The sequence below is a fragment of the Streptococcus suis genome (genome assembly GCA_024583055.1).
In the GTDB taxonomy this organism is placed as follows: domain Bacteria; phylum Bacillota; class Bacilli; order Lactobacillales; family Streptococcaceae; genus Streptococcus; species Streptococcus suis_V.
This window is the reverse complement of sequence record CP102145.1, coordinates 886,247-905,885: the sequence shown is the minus strand read 5'-3', so window position 1 is coordinate 905,885 and position 19,639 is coordinate 886,247. Positions and strand designations below refer to the sequence as shown.

At 46.2% G+C, this 19,639-nt stretch carries 20 protein-coding genes; 19 read left to right on the top strand and 1 reads right to left on the bottom strand.

The genetic code is table 11. From position 1 onward, the window contains the following. Nucleotides 1-5: 5 nt before the first annotated feature. From NQZ91_04370 to NQZ91_04300, 15 genes are all read left to right on the top strand, one after another. Nucleotides 6-707: an N-acetylmannosamine-6-phosphate 2-epimerase gene (locus NQZ91_04370; protein UUM58608.1), complete on the top strand. Its 702-nt coding sequence runs from the start codon at nt 6-8 to the stop codon at nt 705-707. A 54-nt stretch (nt 708-761) separates the two neighbouring features. After that, nucleotides 762-2,075 (top strand): ABC transporter substrate-binding protein, encoded by a 1,314-nt coding sequence (locus NQZ91_04365; protein UUM58820.1) that lies wholly within the window; start codon nt 762-764, stop codon nt 2,073-2,075. Nucleotides 2,076-2,169: 94 nt separating this feature from the next. Continuing rightward, on the top strand, nt 2,170-3,057 hold the full coding sequence (locus NQZ91_04360; protein ID UUM58607.1) for a sugar ABC transporter permease: 888 nt from the start codon (nt 2,170-2,172) through the stop codon (nt 3,055-3,057). 13 nt (nt 3,058-3,070) lie between these two features. Next, on the top strand, nt 3,071-3,901 hold the full coding sequence (locus tag NQZ91_04355; protein UUM58606.1) for a carbohydrate ABC transporter permease: 831 nt from the start codon (nt 3,071-3,073) through the stop codon (nt 3,899-3,901). 331 nt (nt 3,902-4,232) lie between these two features. Then, complete coding sequence (locus NQZ91_04350) at nt 4,233-4,682, top strand: YhcH/YjgK/YiaL family protein (protein UUM58605.1); 450 nt, start codon at nt 4,233-4,235, stop codon at nt 4,680-4,682. Nucleotides 4,683-4,691: 9 nt separating this feature from the next. Continuing rightward, on the top strand, nt 4,692-5,318 hold the full coding sequence (locus tag NQZ91_04345) for a DUF624 domain-containing protein (protein ID UUM58604.1): 627 nt from the start codon (nt 4,692-4,694) through the stop codon (nt 5,316-5,318). 43 nt (nt 5,319-5,361) lie between these two features. Further along, nucleotides 5,362-6,282 (top strand): dihydrodipicolinate synthase family protein, encoded by a 921-nt coding sequence (locus NQZ91_04340; protein UUM58603.1) that lies wholly within the window; start codon nt 5,362-5,364, stop codon nt 6,280-6,282. A gap of 12 nt (nt 6,283-6,294) precedes the next feature. Beyond that, nucleotides 6,295-7,191, top strand: a complete 897-nt coding sequence (locus tag NQZ91_04335; GenBank protein UUM58602.1) for an ROK family protein — start codon at nt 6,295-6,297, stop codon at nt 7,189-7,191. 4 nt (nt 7,192-7,195) lie between these two features. Beyond that, complete coding sequence (locus tag NQZ91_04330) at nt 7,196-8,164, top strand: acetylxylan esterase (protein ID UUM58601.1); 969 nt, start codon at nt 7,196-7,198, stop codon at nt 8,162-8,164. 116 nt (nt 8,165-8,280) lie between these two features. Next, the gene (locus NQZ91_04325; GenBank protein ID UUM58600.1) at nt 8,281-9,216 is read left to right on the top strand and encodes a manganese-dependent inorganic pyrophosphatase; all 936 of its coding nucleotides are present in this window, start codon (nt 8,281-8,283) and stop codon (nt 9,214-9,216) included. Between the two features lie 43 nt (nt 9,217-9,259). Then, nucleotides 9,260-9,724 (top strand): phage tail protein, encoded by a 465-nt coding sequence (locus NQZ91_04320; GenBank protein UUM58599.1) that lies wholly within the window; start codon nt 9,260-9,262, stop codon nt 9,722-9,724. Between the two features lie 150 nt (nt 9,725-9,874). Continuing rightward, the gene (locus tag NQZ91_04315; GenBank protein ID UUM58598.1) at nt 9,875-10,828 is read left to right on the top strand and encodes an iron chelate uptake ABC transporter family permease subunit; all 954 of its coding nucleotides are present in this window, start codon (nt 9,875-9,877) and stop codon (nt 10,826-10,828) included. Beyond that, a complete protein-coding gene (locus tag NQZ91_04310; GenBank protein ID UUM58597.1) occupies nt 10,825-11,793 on the top strand; it encodes an iron chelate uptake ABC transporter family permease subunit in 969 nt (322 codons plus the stop codon). Before NQZ91_04315 ends, NQZ91_04310 begins: the two co-directional genes overlap by 4 nt. Beyond that, entirely contained in the window at nt 11,790-12,545 is a 756-nt protein-coding gene (locus NQZ91_04305) for an ATP-binding cassette domain-containing protein (GenBank protein ID UUM58596.1), read from the top strand. The genes NQZ91_04310 and NQZ91_04305 overlap by 4 nt, the downstream gene beginning before the upstream one ends. A gap of 12 nt (nt 12,546-12,557) precedes the next feature. Further along, nucleotides 12,558-13,523 (top strand): ABC transporter substrate-binding protein, encoded by a 966-nt coding sequence (locus NQZ91_04300; GenBank protein UUM58595.1) that lies wholly within the window; start codon nt 12,558-12,560, stop codon nt 13,521-13,523. A 50-nt stretch (nt 13,524-13,573) separates the two neighbouring features. On the opposite strand, the gene NQZ91_04295 is transcribed toward NQZ91_04300, so the two are convergent. Beyond that, nucleotides 13,574-14,890 (bottom strand): DUF2974 domain-containing protein, encoded by a 1,317-nt coding sequence (locus NQZ91_04295; GenBank protein ID UUM58594.1) that lies wholly within the window; start codon nt 14,888-14,890, stop codon nt 13,574-13,576. 98 nt (nt 14,891-14,988) lie between these two features. Here NQZ91_04295 and NQZ91_04290 point away from each other — a divergent pair, with 98 nt between their 5' ends. The 4 genes from NQZ91_04290 to NQZ91_04275 all read left to right on the top strand — a co-directional run bounded on the left by NQZ91_04290 (nt 14,989) and on the right by NQZ91_04275 (nt 19,604). Then, nucleotides 14,989-15,660, top strand: coding sequence for a response regulator transcription factor (locus tag NQZ91_04290; protein ID UUM58593.1), 672 nt, complete (start codon nt 14,989-14,991; stop codon nt 15,658-15,660). After that, nucleotides 15,653-16,633 carry a sensor histidine kinase gene (locus NQZ91_04285; GenBank protein ID UUM58592.1) on the top strand — a complete coding sequence of 327 codons (981 nt, stop codon included), beginning with the start codon at nt 15,653-15,655 and terminating at the stop codon, nt 16,631-16,633. Before NQZ91_04290 ends, NQZ91_04285 begins: the two co-directional genes overlap by 8 nt. Nucleotides 16,634-16,843: 210 nt before the next feature. Further along, nucleotides 16,844-17,602, top strand: coding sequence for an ABC transporter ATP-binding protein (locus NQZ91_04280; GenBank protein UUM58591.1), 759 nt, complete (start codon nt 16,844-16,846; stop codon nt 17,600-17,602). Nucleotide 17,603: 1 nt separating this feature from the next. Further along, a complete protein-coding gene (locus NQZ91_04275; GenBank protein UUM58590.1) occupies nt 17,604-19,604 on the top strand; it encodes an FtsX-like permease family protein in 2,001 nt (666 codons plus the stop codon). Nucleotides 19,605-19,639: the final 35 nt, after the last annotated feature.

The following is a 19,639-nucleotide window of genomic DNA, read 5'->3' as shown; positions in this document are numbered from 1 at the left end:
AATTCATGGCTAAATTGAGTAAGGAGGCCTTGATTGAACAAATAAAACCAGGAATCATCATTTCTTGCCAAGCCCTACCAGGTGAGCCTCTGTATAGGGAAGAAGGCGGGATAATGCCCCTCATGGTTAAGGCAGCCCAGGAAGCAGGAGCTGTTGGTATTCGGGCCAACAGTGTTCGAGATATTAAAGAAATTAAAGAAGTGACCAACCTACCTATTATCGGTATTATCAAGCGGGATTACCCACCACAGGAGCCTTTTATCACAGCGACCATGAAGGAGGTCGATGAGCTGGCAGCCCTGGACATTGAGGTCATTGCACTAGATTGTACCAAGCGGGAGCGGTACGACGGTTTGACTATCGTCGAGTTTATCAAGCAAATCAAGGAAAAATACCCAGACCAGCTCTTCATGGCAGATGTTTCCACCTATGAAGAAGGTCTGACGGCCTACGAGGCAGGTATTGACTTTGTCGGCACCACTCTCTCAGGCTATACCTCTTATAGCCGTCAGGGAGAAGGACCAGATATCGAGCTAGTAGATCGATTGGTTAAGGCGGGCATAGATGTCATTGCTGAAGGCAAAATCCATTATCCGGACCAGGTTAAAACGATTCACGACCTTGGTGTGGCAGGAATTGTAGTTGGTGGGGCTATTACTCGACCAAAAGAAATCGCAGAGCGTTTTATCAAGGCTTTGCAGGCTTAAATTGTCATCAAACTCCCCACAGGGGAAAATTAAAAAAATAAAAGGAGTAGAATGATGAAAAAAATCATGCATTCATTGTTAGCAGGTGCAGCTATTTTGTCACTTGCAGCTTGTGCCAATAAGGCAAGTGACACTACCGCATCATCTGCAGCAGAGTCAGGCAGCTCTGACAAGACAGAAATCACTTGGTGGGCCTTCCCAGTCTTCACGCAAGAAAAAACAGAAGATGGTGTGGGTACCTATGAGCAAAAAATTATTGCTGCTTTTGAGGAAGCAAACCCGGATATCGATGTGAAATTGGAAACCATCGACTTCACATCTGGACCTGAAAAAATCACGACAGCTATTGAAGCGGGCACTGCGCCAGATGTGCTCTTTGACGCACCAGGTCGTATCATTACCTACGGAAAAAATGGTAAATTGGCTGATTTGAACGACCTCTTTACAGATGATTTTGTTAAGGATGTCAACAACGATAACATCATCCAAGCATCTAAAGCTGGTGATACAGCCTACATGTATCCAATCAGCTCTGCTCCATTCTACATGGCCTTTAACAAAGCGATGTTGAAAGATGCTGGTGTTCTTGATCTTGTCAAAGATGGCTGGACAACAGATGACTTTGAAAAAGTCATCAAGGCTTTGAAAGACAAAGGCTACAACCCAGGTTCCCTCTTCTCGAATGGTCAAGGTGGTGACCAAGGTACTCGTGCCTTCCTTGCGAACCTTTACAGCGGAAGCATCACAGACCCTGAAGTAACCAAGTACACAACTGACTCAGAACAAATGATTAAAGCCCTTGATAAGGCAGCTGGCTGGATCAAAGATGGCTACATGATGAACGGTTCTCAATATGCTGGTGGTGACGATATCCAAAACTTTGCAAATGGTCAAACATCTTACACCATCCTTTGGGCACCATCTCAAAATGGTATCCAACAACAATTGTTGGAAGCATCAGGCGTAGAAGTGCTTGAAGTTCTCTTCCCATCAGAAGATGGTAAACCAGACCTTGAATACCTTGTAAACGGCTTTGCAGTCTTCAACAATGGCGACGAAGCGCGTGTAGCAGCATCTAAGAAATTCCTTCAATTCATCGCAGATGATGCTGAGTGGGGACCTAAGAACGTTGTTCGTACAGGTGCCTTCCCAGTTCGTACATCCTTTGGCGAATTGTACACTGACGACCGTATGGCTATGATCAACGGTTGGACTCAATACTACTCACCATACTACAACACAATTGATGGCTTTGCTGAAATGAGAACTCTTTGGTTCCCAATGTTGCAAGCTGTATCAAATGGTGAACAAGACGCGGAAACAGCTTTGAAAGACTTCACTGAAAAAGCGAACGCAACCATTAAATAATATTTGAAAGTAGGCTCCTTTTCTAATCCCATTTCTAACGAGATCTAGAAAGGGAGCTCTTGCTTTCTAACTTGAAAGAATTGAGGTGTTTGCATTGCAAATCAACAAAATACGAATGCGGGAAACCATTGTTTCCTACACGTTCTTGGCCCCAGTTTTGGTATTCTTTACCGTCTTTGTCTTGGCACCTATGGTCATGGGATTTGTGACTAGTTTCTTCAACTACACCATGACGGACTTTACCTTTGTCGGCTTGGATAACTATGTGCGGATGTTCAACGATCCTATCTTCATCAAATCCTTGATTAACACCTTGGTTATCGTTGTGGGATCAGTGCCAGTCGTGATTTTTTTCTCGCTCTTTGTAGCGGCCAATACCTACCAGAAAAATGTCATCGCTCGTTCCTTCTATCGAGCAGTCTTCTTCCTACCGGTGGTTACTGGTTCGGTAGCCGTAACGGTTGTCTGGAAATGGATTTACGATCCTCTGTCGGGTATTCTTAACTTTGTTTTGAAATCAGGTGGTATTATTGAACAAAATATCTCTTGGCTTGGGGACAAACAGTGGGCCCTCTGGGCAATTGTCATCATTCTCCTGACTACATCTGTCGGTCAGCCCATTATCCTCTATATCGCTGCTCTGGGAAATATTGATAATTCCTTGGTAGAAGCAGCACGGGTAGACGGTGCCAATGAAACCCAGGTTTTCTGGCAAATCAAGTGGCCTAGCCTCTTGCCTACAACCCTTTACATTACAGTTATTACAACCATTAACTCCTTCCAGATTTTCGCGCTTATCCAGCTCTTGACATCTGGTGGACCAAACTATTCAACATCGACCCTCATGTACTATCTCTACGAAAAAGCCTTCAAGCTTTCTGAGTATGGCTATGCCAATACCATGGGTGTCTTCCTTGCAGTCTTGATTGCTATCATTTCCTTTATCCAATTCAAGGTTCTTGGAAATGATGTGGAATATTAGAAAGGAGGTCAAGATGAAAAAGAAAACCATTACCCCATTTTCAATCCTATCTTCAGTGATTTTGTTGACCTTGACTGTCCTCTTTATCTTTCCTTTCTACTGGATTATGACAGGGGCCTTCAAGTCTCAACCCCATACCATTGTCATTCCGCCCCAGTGGTGGCCAACTGAGCCAACCCTGGAAAACTTTGTTAAGTTGACTGTGCAAAACCCAGCCCTGCAATGGTTGTGGAACTCAGTCTTTATTTCCTTAGCTACCATGATTTTGGTCTGTGCGACCTCATCCTTGGCAGGCTATGTTCTGGCCAAGAAACGCTTCTACGGTCAGAAAATTCTTTTCTCTATCTTCATCGCGGCCATGGCCCTGCCTAAGCAGGTAGTCTTGGTGCCGCTGGTACGGATTGTTAATTTCATGGGTATCCACGATACGCTTGCAGCGGTTATTTTGCCACTGGTTGGCTGGCCATTCGGTGTCTTCCTCATGAAGCAATTCTCAGAAAATATCCCGACCGAGCTTTTGGAATCAGCTAAGATTGACGGTTGTGGCGAGCTATCTACCTTTTGGAATGTGGCCTTCCCAATCGTAAAACCTGGCTTTGCGGCCCTGGCAATCTTTACCTTTATCAATTCTTGGAACGACTACTTCATGCAATTGGTTATGTTGACCTCTCGTCAGAACCTGACCATTTCCCTGGGGGTTGCGACCATGCAGGCCGAGATGGCGACCAACTACGGTCTCATCATGGCGGGTGCTGCCATGGCGGCCGTACCGATCGTAACCGTCTTCCTTATCTTCCAGAAATCATTTACACAGGGGATTACCATGGGTGCTGTGAAAGGCTGATGCTCGTCGAGAATGGCTTTGTCTCGTCGTTAAGTCGTCTCGGTAAACTTTAGTTAAACCTTCGACTTCCTTGCCTAGATGCCAAGCCATTTTCTTAGAGCATCTCGTTGGAGTGTTGATGAAGACTGTTTCAGCTAGGCTAAAAGAAATTTACATTGCCAAATCCCGTTGGGTTGGTTGATCAGTCTTCGTGGGAAATAGTACGAGACTAGGTCGATTTGGTTTGACGAGTGAAAACCTCCACCGTAGCTTTTCACTCACCAAGGCTCTTGACAACGGATGATTTTGATTTTCACAGAGTATTAAAGCAAATATAGATTAGAGGTTGTATATGATTTACGATCTGATTGAAAATATTGCAACATATAAGGGGCTGGATCCGCATCTGGATTTGGCCATCGATAGTATTTTGAGTGGTGACTTCAAGACACAAGATCCTGGCAGGTACGAGCTGGCTGGGGACAAGGTTTTCTGCTTTGTTCAGGACAATCAGCTAGTGGAGCCAGGGCAGCGTTTTGAATACCATAGAAATTATGCAGATCTGCATTTTCTTCTAGCTGGTCAAGAAATGATTTCCTACGGATATGACGGTCTGGAGGACTTAGAACCTTATCAAGCCCAGTCAGATGTTGGCTTTGTGACGGCATCCAGTCAGCTTGATTTGACCATCAATGATGAGTATTTTGCCTTTTTCCTGCCAGGAGAGTCTCATTTGCCCAACCAAAAAGCGGGTGAAGGAGAACAGGTCCGCAAACTTGTGTACAAAATTTTGATAGAATAGGAGATTTCCATGAAAAAGACAGGTGGTCAGTTATTACAATCTTTATTCGATGTCAATCACCCATTTTGGCAATCGGTGGAAAAGGTCTTCACCATTTTCCTTCTGAATATTTGCTTTGTGGTGACCAGTTTGCCTGTCTTGACCTTTGGGATTGCCCGCCTGGCTCTCTTTGCCAGTTTGGACATCCTTAGAAAGGAAGGAAAAGTAGCTGTTCTTGCGACCTATCCTGTCATGGTGAAGCGGTATTGGAAACAGGGCTTGACCTTGGGTCTGCTGGAAGGTCTCTTGGTGGGAGTCTGCATCCTGAACTTATTCTTGACTTCGGGTGTGACCTCGTTGCCCATACAAATTCTGCGCCTGGTCTGCTTTGCGACCCTTATCTTTAGTCAGTTGATGATTCCCTACCTCTATCAAGTGGCCAGTCAAGTAGAATTGCCCTTGGTTCAGCTGGGTCTGACCGCCCTGATGCAGTCGGCTCGAAACCTTTGGCTGACCCTGACTATTGTCGTGGTACTTCTGGTCCTAGCCTTTGTAGCCTTTTTCAATGGTCTGACCTTTTTGGTCGTCCTCTCATTGCTGGCTACTTTCGGCTACTCGGGCCTGGTCTATCTCTTCCTTCTTTACTATAAATCCTGAAATCTTGAAATCCTGAAAAACTGATAAATTTGAAAGGAATCTTATGTCTCATTTAGAAAAATACAAAGGAATTATCCCAGCATTTTATGCCTGTTACGGTGAAAATGGAGAAATTGATTCGGACTGTGTCAAGGCTCTGACCCGTTATTTTATTGACAAGGGTGTGAAAGGTCTTTATGTCAATGGTTCGTCTGGTGAATGCATCTACCAGAGTGTGGCAGACCGCAAGCAGGTCCTTGAAGCAGTCATGGAAGAGGCGCGTGGTAAATTGACCATTATCAACCATGTGGCCTGCAACAATCTCAAGGACAGTCAAGAATTGGCCCGTCACTCTGAAGAATTGGGTGTTGATGCCATTGCGGCCATTCCGCCGATTTATTTCCGCTTGCCAGAGTACGGCATCGCTGACTACTGGAATGGCATCAGCAGTGCCGCACCAAATACGGACTTCATGATTTACAACATTCCGCAGTTGGCTGGTGTGGCTTTGACGCCAAGCCTCTACAAGGAAATGCTGAAGAATCCTCGTGTCATCGGGGTGAAAAATTCATCCATGCCAGTGCAGGACATTGACACCTTTATCAACATTGCTGGTCCAGACTATATTGTCTTCAATGGTCCAGATGAGCAATTCTTGGGCGGTCGTCTCATGGGAGCTGGCGGTGGTATCGGTGGTACCTATGGTTCTATGCCGGAACTCTTCCTGGCCCTAGATGACTTGATTGCCAAGAAAGAACTGGAAAAAGCCCGTGAACTCCAGGCTGAAATCAACCGAATTATTACGAAACTCTGCTCCGGTCACGGTCACATGTACGCTGTCATCAAGGAAGTGCTCCGCATCAATGAAGGCCTGGACATCGGCTCTGTTCGGGCTCCTCTGTCTTCACTAAATGAGGTAGATTTGGTCATTGCCAAGGAGGCGGCAGACATGATTGTGCAGGCTAAGGCGGCCTTTATCGGCTAATGGAGGTGACTTATGACACGCTATTTAGCAGTAGATATAGGAGGTACCCAGATTAAGTATGGCCTGGTTGACCAGGAAGGGCAGCTCCTAGAGCAATATAAAATGGATACCCAGGCTCACCTGGGAGGGCCACATATCCTTGCGACAGTTAAGGATTTGGTAAGAAAATACAAGGACAATTCTGATATTTCAGGTGTAGCTATTTCTTCAGCAGGAATGGTCGACCATGTTAAAGGGGAAATCTTCTACTCTGGGCCGCAAATTCCTAACTACGCCGGAACGAAATTCAAGGCTGAAATTGAGGCAACATTTGGCCTGCCTTGTGAAATAGAAAATGATGTCAACTGTGCAGGTCTAGCAGAAGGAATTTCGGGTTCGGGTCAAGACAATCAAATTTGCCTTTGCCTGACGATTGGCACAGGTATTGGTGGCTGTCTTCTTATCGACAAGGAAATCTACCACGGATCCAGTAATGCAGCCTGTGAAGTGGGCTATCTACCCCTGTCTGACGGGGCCTTTCAGGATATTGCTTCAACGACAGCCCTAGTCCAGCATGTGGCAGACCTGCATGGTGATGCCCCAGCAGACTGGGATGGCTACCGGATTTTTCAAGAGGCTAAAAATGGCAACAGCAAGTGCCAGGTGGCTATTCATCAACTAGTGGATAATCTTGGTAAGGGCATTGCAACCATTACTTATGTAGTCAATCCGGAGATTGTCATCCTAGGTGGTGGAATAATGGGGCAGAAAGAATATCTGGAACCCATGATTCAAGAAGCAATAAAACGTCATTTATTACCAAGCTTGGTTGAAAAAACAAGGATTGCATTTGCTAAACATGAAAATGCAGCTGGCATGCTAGGGGCATTCTATCATTTTGCCCAAAAACAGGGCTTGAAAGTTGGGTGAGTCTATGATTGATACCATGTCCCTGGAGGCTATGCGTACCTATCATGGTCGTCATGAGCTTCCAGAAGATTTTGATAGTTTTTGGCAGCAGCAACTAGCTGCTTTGCCAGAACTGCCAGATCATGATTTGCTTGAAAAGCCAGCTGGTTTGCCTGGTGTGATTTGCTATGAACTCTATTTTACAGGTACCAACGGCTCACGGGTCTTTGCCAAAACTATTTTTCCTAAAGCTGAACAGCCTGTGCCTGTTCTCTTCTATTTCCACGGTTACCAAGGCCAATCACCTGACTGGGCTGAATTGCTCAAGTTTACGACAGCTGGCTACGGTGTTGTGGCCATGGACGTGCGTGGTCAGGCCGGTTGTTCCCAGGATTTGGGCCAATTTAAGGGCCCGACAGTCAAGGGGCAGGTCATTCGTGGCATGTTGCAGGGACCAGACCATCTTTTCTACAAGGATGTTTACTTGGATGTCTACCAGCTGATTAAGCTAGTGGCTGGCTTTGACTTTGTGGATGAGCACCAGCTGATGAGTTATGGGGCCTCCCAAGGCGGGGCCCTGGCTCTGGTAGCGGCCAGCCTCTATTCAGACCTATCAAAATGCCTGTCTATTTATCCTTTCCTATCGGACTTCAAGCGAGTCTTGGAATTGGGTAATAACAGCGAGGCCTATGATGAGCTCTTCCGTTATTTCAAATACTCGGATCCCTTCCATGAGACGGAGGAGCAGGTATTGCAGACCCTGTCCTACATTGACATTAAAAACTTGGCTCATTTGGTAAAATGCCCTGTGGCCATGGTGACTGGTCTAGAGGACGGAGTTTGTCCACCTTCGACCCAGTTTGCGGCCTATAACCGCCTGGAAGTTGAAAAAGAAATGAAAATCCTTCCAGACTATGGGCACGATGCCCTCAACGTCAAGGTTAATGACTATGCCTTTGATTACTTGGTGGGGACACGATTTTTAGGTGATTAATTTTTCGATACAATGAATGCAGAAACTAGGTCGTGAAAAGCCTGGTTTCTTTTGTTTTCAAGAGTCATCTTTTATGGTAAAATGTAGGAGATTATTAGAAAAATGAGGTTGTAGACATGTCTAAATTTTTAGTTTTTGGTCACCAAAATCCTGATACAGATGCCATTGCATCATCATACGGTTGGGCTCACTTGGAGCGTGAAGTGTCTGGTCGTGATGCGGAAGCAGTTGCACTTGGAACGCCAAATGAAGAAACAGCCTTTGCGCTTGACTATTTTGGTGTGACAGCACCGCGCGTGGTTGAGTCTGCTAAGGCAGAAGGCGTTAGCCAAGTCATCTTGACGGACCACAATGAATTCCAACAATCAATCGCAGACATCAAGGATGTGGAAGTTGCAGCTGTTATTGACCATCACCGTGTTGCCAACTTTGAAACGGCAAATCCATTGTACATGCGTTTGGAGCCGGTTGGTTCAGCATCTTCAATCGTTTACCGTGCCTTCAAAGAAAATGGTGTGACACCTCCAAAAGAAGTAGCTGGACTTCTTCTATCAGGTTTGATTTCAGATACGCTCTTGCTCAAATCTCCAACCACTCACGCAACAGATCCACAAGTTGCAGCTGAATTGGCTGAAATTGCTGGTGTGAACTTGGAAGAATATGGCTTGGCACTCTTGAAAGCAGGAACCAACCTTGCCAGCAAGTCAGCAGAAGAATTGATCGACATCGACGCAAAAACCTTTGGTTTGAACGGCAATGACGTGCGTGTAGCCCAAGTCAACACAGTGGACATTGCAGAAGTTTTGGAACGCCAAGCAGAAATCGAAGCAGCTATGACAGCAGCATCAGCAGCAAATGGCTACTCTGACTTTGTTTTGATGATTACAGACATCGTTAACTCAAACTCTGAAATCCTTGCCCTTGGAAGCAACATGAACAAGGTGGAAGCAGCCTTCAACTTCAAGTTGGAAAACAACCATGCCTTCCTTGCTGGTGCCGTTTCCCGTAAGAAACAAGTGGTGCCACAATTGACAGAAGCGTTTAACGCATAAATACCTAGCACCTTCGGGTGCTTTCTTTATTGAAAGGAAAATCATGGCTTACACAGTAAATTTTAAAGAAGTCGAAACGACAGGCTTGGAAACTAGTCCAGTCGCAGAAGTCTTGGCCGGTCTGCGTGCCAACGAAGCCCGCTATTTCTGGAACAAATACAAGCAGGAGTTCGTGGTCTATAGCCCAGAGGAGAAGCCTGAAATCCTGCCCTTCATCGAGAAGGTCCTGGCAGAGCGGGACATGAACTTTCCATATACCCCGCTTAACGTAGCCCAGCTTGAGGTAGATGGCGTTCTCTGGTCTTTTGTCTTTTATGATAATGGCCTGGCTGTCAATGTCCTCTATACGCTAGAAGAAGGTGGCAAACGAGCTGTCGGTTTCAAATTGTCAGACGGGATTGACATTCCCAAAGAATTTGAAGGCAAATTCAAGTTTGCCCGCCAACGCTCCAAACTAGCTGGGGAAATCCGTGGAACTTACTTTAATGTTAAGGGTGAATATTTATAAGTTAGAATCTCAAGCAGTTGATTTTGCTTGGGATTTTTTATGCTGTTGAGACTGACTCTGTTTTAAATTAGAATTATCTGACAATTATAATCAAAGATTGACATTTACCTGCTTTTCTGTTAAGCTTGTACTATTGAAAAATGAGGTATCATGAAAAATAAAATTCTCCTAGCTGGTCTGACGGCTAGTTTAATCATTCTTTCTTTATCCATTGGCAGTCATGTCGGCTTTTCCTGGCTTGGGCTTTTTCAGGGACAGGATACGTCTAGGATCCTCTTTTGGGAATCGCGTCTTCCCAGAACTCTTGCCATTATCTTAGCCAGTGGGGCCATTTCCCTGTCGGGCTTGTTAATGCAAACCGTGTCACAAAATCCCTACGCAGCCCCCTCGACAACAGGGACGACAGAGGCAGCCCAGCTGGGCATTCTCTTGTCTTTATTTGCCTTTCCCAAGGCCACTCTCTTTCAAAAAATGAGTTTTGCCTTTCTTGCTGCCCTGCTCTTTACAACGGTTTTCATCCAAGTTATCCGGCGCTTGCAGTTCAAGGAAAAGTGGGTTCTGCCCCTGGTTGGGCTGATTTACAGTGGTATTATCGGCTCTTTTGCCCAGATGATTGCCTTTCGGTTTAACCTCATTCAGTCCATGACCGCATGGAGTCAGGGTTCTTTTTCCATGATTCAGCGCAATCAGTACGAATGGCTCTTCTTGTTGGTTTTCGTTTTGATTGCCATTTGGTACTATTCGGATGCCTTTTCGGTCATGGCTTTGGGTGAGGATGCCAGTCGGAGTTTGGGTCTGCCTTACCAAGCCTATGAGACCTTGGATCTAGCCTTGGTGTCTCTGACCTCGGCTGTGACCATGATTACGGTCGGCGCTCTGCCATTTCTGGGCGTTATCATTCCCAATCTGGTTCGGCAGTACGCAGGCGATTATTTCAAGAAAGTCAAAGGCTTGGTGGTCATCTGGGGCATCCTCTTGGTCTTGGTCTGTGACATCTTGGCACGTTTGGTCATCTGGCCTTACGAGGTCTCAGTTTCTTTGATTTTGGGAGTGGTCGGCACCCTAGCCTTTCTCCTCATTATCTGGCAAGGAGCGCGTGCATGAACCGTATCAAACGCTCAACCTTGCTTCTGATTGGCATTTTGTCGGCCATCGCTGTTTTGGGAACGCTATTTTATCTCCTGCCAGATGGTAGTCTGCCCAATTCTTACATCCTGAACCTACGCTTGAAAAAATTGCTGGTCTATCTGGTGGTGGCTGTCATTGCTAGTTTTTCCACCTTCAGCTTTCAGGCGGTGACGGGCAATCGTTTCCTGACCCCGTCTGTGCTGGGACTGGAAAGTTTCTACGTCCTCATGCAGTCTCTTTTCCTCTTTTTCTTTTGGAAATGGTCGCAGGGATTGGCACCAAATTCCCTGACCGAATTTTTCATGGTGCTGGGCTTGCAGGCTGGATTTTTCTTGCTCTTGCAACCAGCTATCAAGGCACTTTTGAATAAGGGAATTGGTCTTATTCTTCTCATTTGCATGACCTTGGGAACCTTTTTTCGTAGCACATCCACCTTTCTACAAGTCTTGATGGAGCCCAATGAATACGACAAACTGCAGTCCAAACTCTTTGCCTCCTTGCAGAATGTCAATGAGGGCGTCCTACTTGTGGTGGTGGGATTGGCCATTCTGATTTGTGGTTTGCTCTACCGAAAGGGCAAGGTACTGGATACCTTTTATCTGGGAAAAGACAATGCTCGGCTCTTGGGCGTGGACGTGGAAAAGGAGCAGCAACAGCTTCTTTGGTTGGTTGCTCTGCTAGTTTCAGCCTCCACAGCCTTGGTCGGTCCCTTGTCTTTCTTGGGCTTCATTCTGGCCAATCTCACCTATCAGCTGGTCAACGATTTTCGTCATCGAACCCTCTTTTTAGTTGGCTCTCTGCTCGGCTTTGTTAGCCTTTTACTGGCTCAAACCTTGGTCGAAAGAGTCTTTAACTTCAATATCAGTATTCGGACGGTCATTGAATTGATCGGTGGCATTTTCTTCTTTTATCTCTTGTACAAGGAGCGTAATAAGCTATGATTAAAATGGAAAATATTTCCAAGAAATATGGGACCAATCCAATCTTAGACGAAATTGGTCTTAACATCGAAAAAGCTAAGTTTACCGCCTTTATCGGACCAAATGGCGCAGGCAAATCAACGCTTTTATCGCTGATTAGCCGACTTTTGCCCAAGGAGCAGGGGCTGCTCTATATAAAGGGGCAGGAAATCGAAAGTTGGGACTCGGTTGAATTAGCCAAGGAATTATCCATGCTCAAGCAAAAGGTGGATTATCAAGTCAAATTAACGGTCGAGGAGCTAATTTCCTTCGGTCGCTATCCCTACAGCAAGGGACGCTTGACAGCTGTCGACTATGAGCATATCAATCAGGCTATTTCCTATATGGAATTGGATAATTTCCGCGATCGTCCTATTGACCAGTTATCGGGGGGGCAGTTGCAGCGGGTCAACATTGCCATGATTTTGGCTCAGGATACGGAGATTATCCTCTTGGACGAGCCGCTCAATAATCTGGACATCAAGCAAGGGATTTTGATGATGAAAACCCTCCGTCGTCTGGTGGATGACCTGCACAAGACGGTGGTGGTTGTCATTCACGACATCAATGTGGCTAGCCAATTTGTCGACCAGATGGTCGCCTTTAAAGATGGCAAGGTCTATTCCCAGGGGCAACCCCATGAGGTCATGACGGAGCCTATCCTCAGCTCCCTTTATGATATGGAGCTGACCATCGCCGATATTGACGGCAAGAAAATTTGTCTCTATAAATAGAAAGGAAAAATTATGAAACGCATCACACTCGCATTTTTAGCACTCTTTAGCATCATTGCTCTAGCTGCTTGTTCGTCAGCGGAGCAGGCCAGCACCTCTCAGGACATTACTATTCAAACCTCGACGGGTGAGACAACCGTTCCAAGTAATCCCAAAAAGATTGTGGTTTTGGACTACGGTGTGGCTGACAGCCTGCGTGCCCTTGGCAAGGAAGACACTATCGTCGGGATGCCAAAAGACAGCCTGCCAACCTATTTGAAGGACTTGAAGGATAAAAAAGAGATTACAAACGTTGGTAATCTGCGCGAAGTCAACCTTGAAACGGTTGCGGAGTTGGAACCGGATTTGATTATCCTGTCCAGTCGTACGCAGGACCAGCAGGCAGAGTTTGAGAAAATTGCGCCAGCTATATACTTTGAGACCTCTACTTCTGATTATTTGAACTCTGTCAAGACCAATGCTACTGAATTGGCAAAACTCTTCGGAGACGAGGCAGTCAAAGAAGCTGAAAGCAAGCTGGCTGATATCGACACACTTGTTCAAACGGCTCAAGACAAAAATAAGGACACCCAATTGACCACTCTAACTGTCCTGCTCAATGAAGGCAGTATGGCAGGCATTGCTCCAGACGGCCGTTATTCCTTTATTTATAAGACATTGGGCTTTCAACCAACTGACCTCAAGCTGGAAGAAAACACCCAAGGAAATCAAGGCAGAAGTCACGGTTCCAGCCTGAGCTTAGAGAGTGTCAGCCAGATCAACCCAGACATCATCTTTGTTGTTGACCGCACCCTGGCCATCGGTGGCGACGATACGCAAAATTCGGACATTCTCAACAACGCCCTCATCCAGGAAACCAATGCTGGTAAGAACAAGAAAATCATCACGCTGACACCAGACCTCTGGTACCTGTCAGGTGGTGGTCTTGAGTCAACCAAGCTTATGTTTGAAGAAGTAGTTGCTCGTCTTGAAAAATAAAATGCTCGACTAGAACATCAAATATAATAGAAAAAACTAGCTTTTCCAGGCTAGTTTTCTTTGTCTTTCTTATCGCTTGGTCCTCTCAACCAGTCGTTCCAATCCGGGAATTTGAAGTTGGGTACTCTGAGAAAATCGTCCGGCTGGACCTTCCTTCTATCGTTCACATAGTTTTCTGTGTTGTTTTTGAAACCAGGAACCTTCAATTCAGGACTGGGAAAATGGAGGGAGAACTGAGGCAATTTGAAATTGGTATGAGGCAGGTTTTGGTAGATGCCTTCCAGCCAGATTTTATAGCGGGTATCAATTAGTAAGCGGCTCAATTTGTCCAACATCTGGGCCTTTTCATCTGGCAATTCCTTGCGCAGTCGGTCGATTTCCTGCAATTTTTGGAGGGGGTTGACGGTCAAGTCCGCTAGTTTTTCAATACCAGCCTCCATGATGAGCCCGAAGAAGAGGTCGAAAAATTCCTGTAATTCCTCCTCTGTCAGGCTGGCTGTCCAGGTTTTGAGGGTTTGGTCAACCTGCAAGCTATCCTCTGTTAGTGCTGGAGCAGGCTTGAAGTCGTTGCCGTTAATTTCCCAGGAAAAGCTAATATGCTGGAGGAGACCAATGGTATTGCTCTGGACGATTTGAACATGGTCAGGAGTTTCCAGCATCATACCGACCACAGAATTTTGCGGGATAATGGGGTGAATCCGATCAGCAAGCATCAGGTAGCTCGGACTTTCCAGGTGTTTCTTATGGAGTCCAGGAGCATCGTAGGGATAGACCTGCAAAATCCGTTCCTGCAAGTCAGCCGCAAGCTTGCTGCTGGCATAGAGTGCCAGGTTGCCCCCCTTGGAGTGACCAGAGATATAAAACAGTCCTGGCTGGCTCCCTATCAGCCCTTCCAAGTATTCCTTGGCGGACTTTTGGGCAGGAATCTCCTCCATGTAGGTCATGTGGAAATCTTCCTTCCAGCCGATAATGGTATCATCTGTCCCCCGGAAGCAGGTGACAATGGTCTGCCGGTCTAGGCGGTAGCTGATGACCGCAAACTGTTTCTGCAGGTCCAATTCATATTGGTCGACATAGGCAAAGGCCCGTAGATGCTTGAAGCGCTTGGCCTGGGCTAGCAACTGAAACATGGCTAGTCGGCTCTTTGTCACCATAGAAAAAGGTGGGAATTCATCCTGGTATTTAGCTGCGAAATCTTCTGCTAATTGGTCGATTCGGACGCCTTTTTCAGTAAAGTCAGCTGGGACTAGACTGTCGAAGGGCAGATAGGCTAGCTCGGTCAGGGCCAAAATATCTAGCTTGTTGAGCGGCCGATCATAAAAACTATCGAATTGACTTTCTTTTAGGTAATCAAGTAGGTTTGCCATAGTAGTCTTAGTATAGCGGATATTGTGGAAAATGACAAATTTGAAAGGTTTCTGGAGCAATTTTACGATATAATAATAGTATAGCCAAGGAGGTCCCTATGCAAAAGATTCTATTGATAGAAGACGATAAGATCATCAGCCAGCTGGTGGCCAAGAATTTACGAAATTGGAGCTATGAGGTGGAGGAAGTGGCTGACTTTCAGGATATTCTCAGCCAGATTGACCGCTTTCAGCCACACTTGATTCTCCTGGATATCGGTTTGCCCTTTTTCAACGGTTACTATTGGTGCCAGGAAATTCGTAAGACCTCCCGCATTCCGATTATGTTTTTGTCCTCTCATGACCAGCCCATGGCCATTAACATGGGGGCTGATGATTATGTGACCAAGCCCTTTGAGATGACGGTCCTCTTGGCCAAGATACAAGGCCTGCTCCGTCGGACCTATGATTTTGTTGGTGAGCAGAGCTTGCTCTGGTTTGGAGAGATTTCCCTTGACCTTAAGACCATGCAGGTTCAGTACGACCAGCAGGTGGAGGAGTTGACCAAGAACGAATTTCAGATTTTGCGGGTTCTTTTCGAGCATGGTCAGGAAGTGGTCAGCCGGGAGGAGCTCATGCGCCAGCTCTGGAATAGCGATATTTTCGTAGATGACAATACCCTGTCTGTCAACATGGCCCGCCTTCGGAAGAAGTTGGATGAACTGGGGCTACCGGGCTTGATTGCTACCAAGAAAGGGGTCGGCTACGGCCTGGTGAAAGCTCATGACTAGAGAAGATTATCGGCTCTTTCTGACCAGCTGGATCCGCCACCGCCTGCCCTATCTCCTGGCCTACCCGGCCCTGGCCCTCTTCATCTACGGCCTCAGTTACCTCTTTGAGCTGGACCGCCCCCTCATCTCCTATGGTCTCTTGCTCCTGAGCCTGGTCTGGCTCTTGGCATTAGGCTGGGACTTGTTGGCGGATGTTTCTCGCTTTGGTAAATACTGGCGTGGTCAGCAGGCGGCATCAGGTAGCCCAGCAGAGCGGTATTTGCAGGAAAAGGTCCAGCAGCTAGAAGCCCAAAACAAGCTCTTGCAGGAGCAGCAACTTCAAGCCAAGACCGAATTGGACGACTACTATACCCTCTGGGCCCACCAGATGAAGATCCCGATTGCTGCCAGTCAGCTCCTGGCCAAGGAAATCGACCAGCCAGACATCCGTTACCAGCTGGAAAATCAACTTTTCAAAATCGAGCAATACACAGGTCTGGTCCTCAATTATCTTCGTCTGCAATCCTTCCATGACGACCTGGTTATTGAGCGGGTGGACCTGGAAGAACTGGTCAAGAGCCTGATTAAAAAATATTCCCTCTTTTTCATCCAGGCCAGAACCAAGCTGGATTTGGGAGACCTATCGCGAGTCCTAAAAACAGACAAACGCTGGCTGGGTCTCTTGATTGAACAAGTCCTCTCCAATGCCCTCAAATATTGTGAGAATGGGACCATTTCCATTTTCCTAGACGGTCATGACCTGGTCATTCGAGATACGGGTCTGGGGATTGCGGAGAGTGACGTGCGGCGGATATTTGAGCGTGGTTTTTCAGGTTTCAACGGTCGTAGAACCCAACAGTCTTCGGGCCTTGGGCTTTATCTCTCCAAGAAAATCGCTGCGGAGCTGGGCTATTCCCTCACCCTCAAATCCAAGTTAGGCAAAGGGACTGAAGTCCGGATTGGGATAAAAGAGACAGAACTGGCCTTGGATTAAGTGACAATTTTGTAAGGTAAATGAAAGTTTGGGCTATGGCAGGCCTTGGGTTGAAACTGTAAAATGGGATTATAAAAATAAGAACTTGTATTCACAGTTCGGTACCTGATTCATGGCTAGTTTGCTGCCCCTCATAGCCCTTGATTAGCAAAAACTATTTCTTATCTCAATGACCGCACTTGTGACTACAGTTTCCAAAGGAGAAGTATCATGGTTTTACTAGACGTGCAACATGTACAAAAGATTTATAGTTCTCGGTTTAAGGCGGGGCAGGTCGAGGCTCTCAAGGATATCCATTTTACGGTGGAGGAGGGCGAATACCTGGCCATCATGGGTGAGTCAGGTTCTGGAAAATCCACCTTGCTCAATATTCTTGCGACCCTGGACAAGCCGACCCGTGGCCATGTCCTGCTCAATGGTGTCAATACAGAAACGATTAAGAGCAAGGAATCCGCTGCCTTTCGCCGGGAGAAATTGGGCTTTGTTTTCCAGGACTTTAACCTCTTGGACACCCTCTCTGTCAAGGACAATGTTCTCTTACCTCTGGTCCTGTCCCAGTACCCGATTGATGAGATGAATAAGCGGCTGGTCCATACTCTAAATAGTCTGGAAATTGCGACCTTGCAGAACAAAATGCCTTACGAGATTTCGGGTGGTCAGCAGCAACGGGTAGCGGTGGCGCGTGCCATCATCACCCAGCCAGAAATACTCTTAGCGGATGAGCCAACTGGAGCCCTCGACTCCAAATCAACAGCAACCCTTCTCGATATCTTTGAAAAAATCAATCAAAAAGGGCAAACCATTTTGATGGTAACCCACTCGACAGCGGCAGCCAGTCGCGCCAAACGGGTCCTCTTTATCAAGGATGGTATCCTCTACAATCAAATCTACCGTGGTGAGCGAACTAGTCAGGAAATGTACCAGCTGATTTCAGATACCTTGACAGTCATGGCGAATCGAGGTGAGTAGTATGTTTGGACTAACCTTTCGATTGGGCTTAACCAATCTCAAAAAGAACCGCAGGCTCTATTTTCCCTATGCCCTGATGACCATTTTGTCTACAGCCATTGCCTATATTTTTGCCTCGCTTGCCTTTCATCCTGATTTAGGTCAGGTCAAGGGGGCCAATGGGGTGATTCAAGTGCTGGGCTTTGGTATGATTGTAGTCATGTTGGCCGTTGCCATCATGGTCTTCTATGCCAATAGTTTTGTTATGAAGCAGCGGTCAAAAGAGTTTGGAGTTTATAGCGTTCTAGGTTTGGAGAAAAAACACCTTCTCTTAATGACGTTTTTGGAAAATCTGGTCTTTTCAACCAGCACTATTCTGTCAGGTTTACTCTTGGGCCTGGCTCTGGACAAACTCTTCTATGCCCTCTTGCTGAGGGCTATGCAGATGCCTGTTGTCCTAGCTTCAACCTTTCAGTTGAAAAGTTTGGTAACTGTAGTCATCTATCTCTTTGGGATTTTTGCCTTGGTCAGTCTCTTTAATATTGGGAAACTGGGCTTGACCGATTCACTCAAGCTGGTTCAGGGCAAGAAGCGAGGGGACAAGAAAACAGGCTTCCTCTGGCTACAAACCCTCTTAGCCCTTATCCTATTGGGGGCAGGTTACGCCATTGCCCAACTAGTGACCAGTCCGCTAACAGCTATTCCAAGTTTCTTCGGAGCGACGCTTCTGGTTATTTTTGGGACTTATTTGCTTTTCCAATCAGGTGTCATCAGTCTCTTAAACTGGCTAAAGAACCGTCAGACCTATTTCTACAAGCCAGAGAATTTTATTTCTGTATCCAACTTGATTTTCCGTATGCGGAAAAATGCTCTAGGGCTTGCGACCATTACCATCCTATCAAGCATGTTCTTGGTGACCATGGTTGGAGGACTCAATATTTACATCGGTGGCAAAGATTATATTGCCAATCAAAATCCAAATGACTATTCGATCGATGTTGGGATGCAGCCAACAACTTCAAAATCACAAGTGGAGGAGTGGGCGGAAGCTATCTTAGAAGAGAAGGATATTCCTGTTGAAAGTAAGGTGGTCTATCCTTACCAGCAAGCCTCTTTTACTGAGGTGACAAACCAACACGTAAGATTTTTTACGGTTGAAGATGTAGCTAGCGTAGATTTCTCTGACCTGGGTGTTGGTTTTATCCTTGATCAAGCCAGCTATGAAAAGATGACTGGAGAAGCGCTCCAGCTGGCAAGTGACCAAGTAGCCATTTATAGTAAGGGAGTCCAGTATCAAGCTGGTCAAACCCTCACCTTTGATGAAAAGGAGATGGAAGTTGTCCAAGTCTTGCCCAAGAATGTGACCTTGGGGCATCTGCCTGACCATATGTCTTTCAATGTCAGTCAGTACTTAGTCGTTGTGGTTCAAGATTTGACGATATTTGAAAATCAAGCTGAGAATCGCTATTATATGGGCTTTGAAAGCAGTCTATCAGAAGAAGAACAAGTAAGTAGCCAGGAGATCTTCTTATCCGGTACTTTTGAAAGCGAACTGTGGACTTCCAATATTTTGCCAGATGGTACTAACACTGTTAGTCTCGCCTACCGTGCCTATGCGACACGGAATTACTTCAGTTTTGCGGGCTCTCTCTTCTTCATCGGTCTCTTGCTATCACTCATCTTTTTGATGGCAGTGGTGCTGGTGATTTACTTCAAACAGATTTCAGAAGGCTATGAAGACAGAGATCGCTTCGTCATTATGACCAAGGTTGGTCTGGATGAGGACCAGACTAGACAGTCCATTCGCAAGCAATTGCTGACCGTCTTTTTCCTACCTATCCTACTTGCCTTTGTCCATCTTGCATTTGCCTACAAGATGCTATCATCCATTCTTTTGTCTATCGGTGTGGTCAATGCAGGGCTCATGTTGCAGGTGACTGCAGGCATCTGTGGTGGCTATCTCCTCCTCTACCTAGTGGTCTATGCCATCACGACACGGTCTTACAAACAGATTATTTCCTAAACTTGGGGCAACCCAAGTTTTTTATTTTTTGAATA

Bases quoted from the DNA above. Each gene is read 5' to 3' on its own strand.
- NQZ91_04370 (UUM58608.1), top strand. From the start codon at position 6: ATGGCTAAATTGAGTAAGGAGGCCTTGATTGAACAAATAAAACCAGGA.
- NQZ91_04365 (UUM58820.1), top strand. From the start codon at position 762: ATGAAAAAAATCATGCATTCATTGTTAGCAGGTGCAGCTATTTTGTCA.
- NQZ91_04355 (UUM58606.1), top strand. From the start codon at position 3,071: ATGAAAAAGAAAACCATTACCCCATTTTCAATCCTATCTTCAGTGATT.
- NQZ91_04350 (UUM58605.1), top strand. From the start codon at position 4,233: ATGATTTACGATCTGATTGAAAATATTGCAACATATAAGGGGCTGGAT.
- NQZ91_04345 (UUM58604.1), top strand. From the start codon at position 4,692: ATGAAAAAGACAGGTGGTCAGTTATTACAATCTTTATTCGATGTCAAT.
- NQZ91_04340 (UUM58603.1), top strand. From the start codon at position 5,362: ATGTCTCATTTAGAAAAATACAAAGGAATTATCCCAGCATTTTATGCC.
- NQZ91_04335 (UUM58602.1), top strand. From the start codon at position 6,295: ATGACACGCTATTTAGCAGTAGATATAGGAGGTACCCAGATTAAGTAT.
- NQZ91_04330 (UUM58601.1), top strand. From the start codon at position 7,196: ATGATTGATACCATGTCCCTGGAGGCTATGCGTACCTATCATGGTCGT.
- NQZ91_04325 (UUM58600.1), top strand. From the start codon at position 8,281: ATGTCTAAATTTTTAGTTTTTGGTCACCAAAATCCTGATACAGATGCC.
- NQZ91_04320 (UUM58599.1), top strand. From the start codon at position 9,260: ATGGCTTACACAGTAAATTTTAAAGAAGTCGAAACGACAGGCTTGGAA.
- NQZ91_04315 (UUM58598.1), top strand. From the start codon at position 9,875: ATGAAAAATAAAATTCTCCTAGCTGGTCTGACGGCTAGTTTAATCATT.
- NQZ91_04310 (UUM58597.1), top strand. From the start codon at position 10,825: ATGAACCGTATCAAACGCTCAACCTTGCTTCTGATTGGCATTTTGTCG.
- NQZ91_04305 (UUM58596.1), top strand. From the start codon at position 11,790: ATGATTAAAATGGAAAATATTTCCAAGAAATATGGGACCAATCCAATC.
- NQZ91_04300 (UUM58595.1), top strand. From the start codon at position 12,558: ATGAAACGCATCACACTCGCATTTTTAGCACTCTTTAGCATCATTGCT.
- NQZ91_04295 (UUM58594.1), bottom strand. From the start codon at position 14,890: ATGGCAAACCTACTTGATTACCTAAAAGAAAGTCAATTCGATAGTTTT.
- NQZ91_04290 (UUM58593.1), top strand. From the start codon at position 14,989: ATGCAAAAGATTCTATTGATAGAAGACGATAAGATCATCAGCCAGCTG.
- NQZ91_04285 (UUM58592.1), top strand. From the start codon at position 15,653: ATGACTAGAGAAGATTATCGGCTCTTTCTGACCAGCTGGATCCGCCAC.
- NQZ91_04280 (UUM58591.1), top strand. From the start codon at position 16,844: ATGGTTTTACTAGACGTGCAACATGTACAAAAGATTTATAGTTCTCGG.
- NQZ91_04275 (UUM58590.1), top strand. From the start codon at position 17,604: ATGTTTGGACTAACCTTTCGATTGGGCTTAACCAATCTCAAAAAGAAC.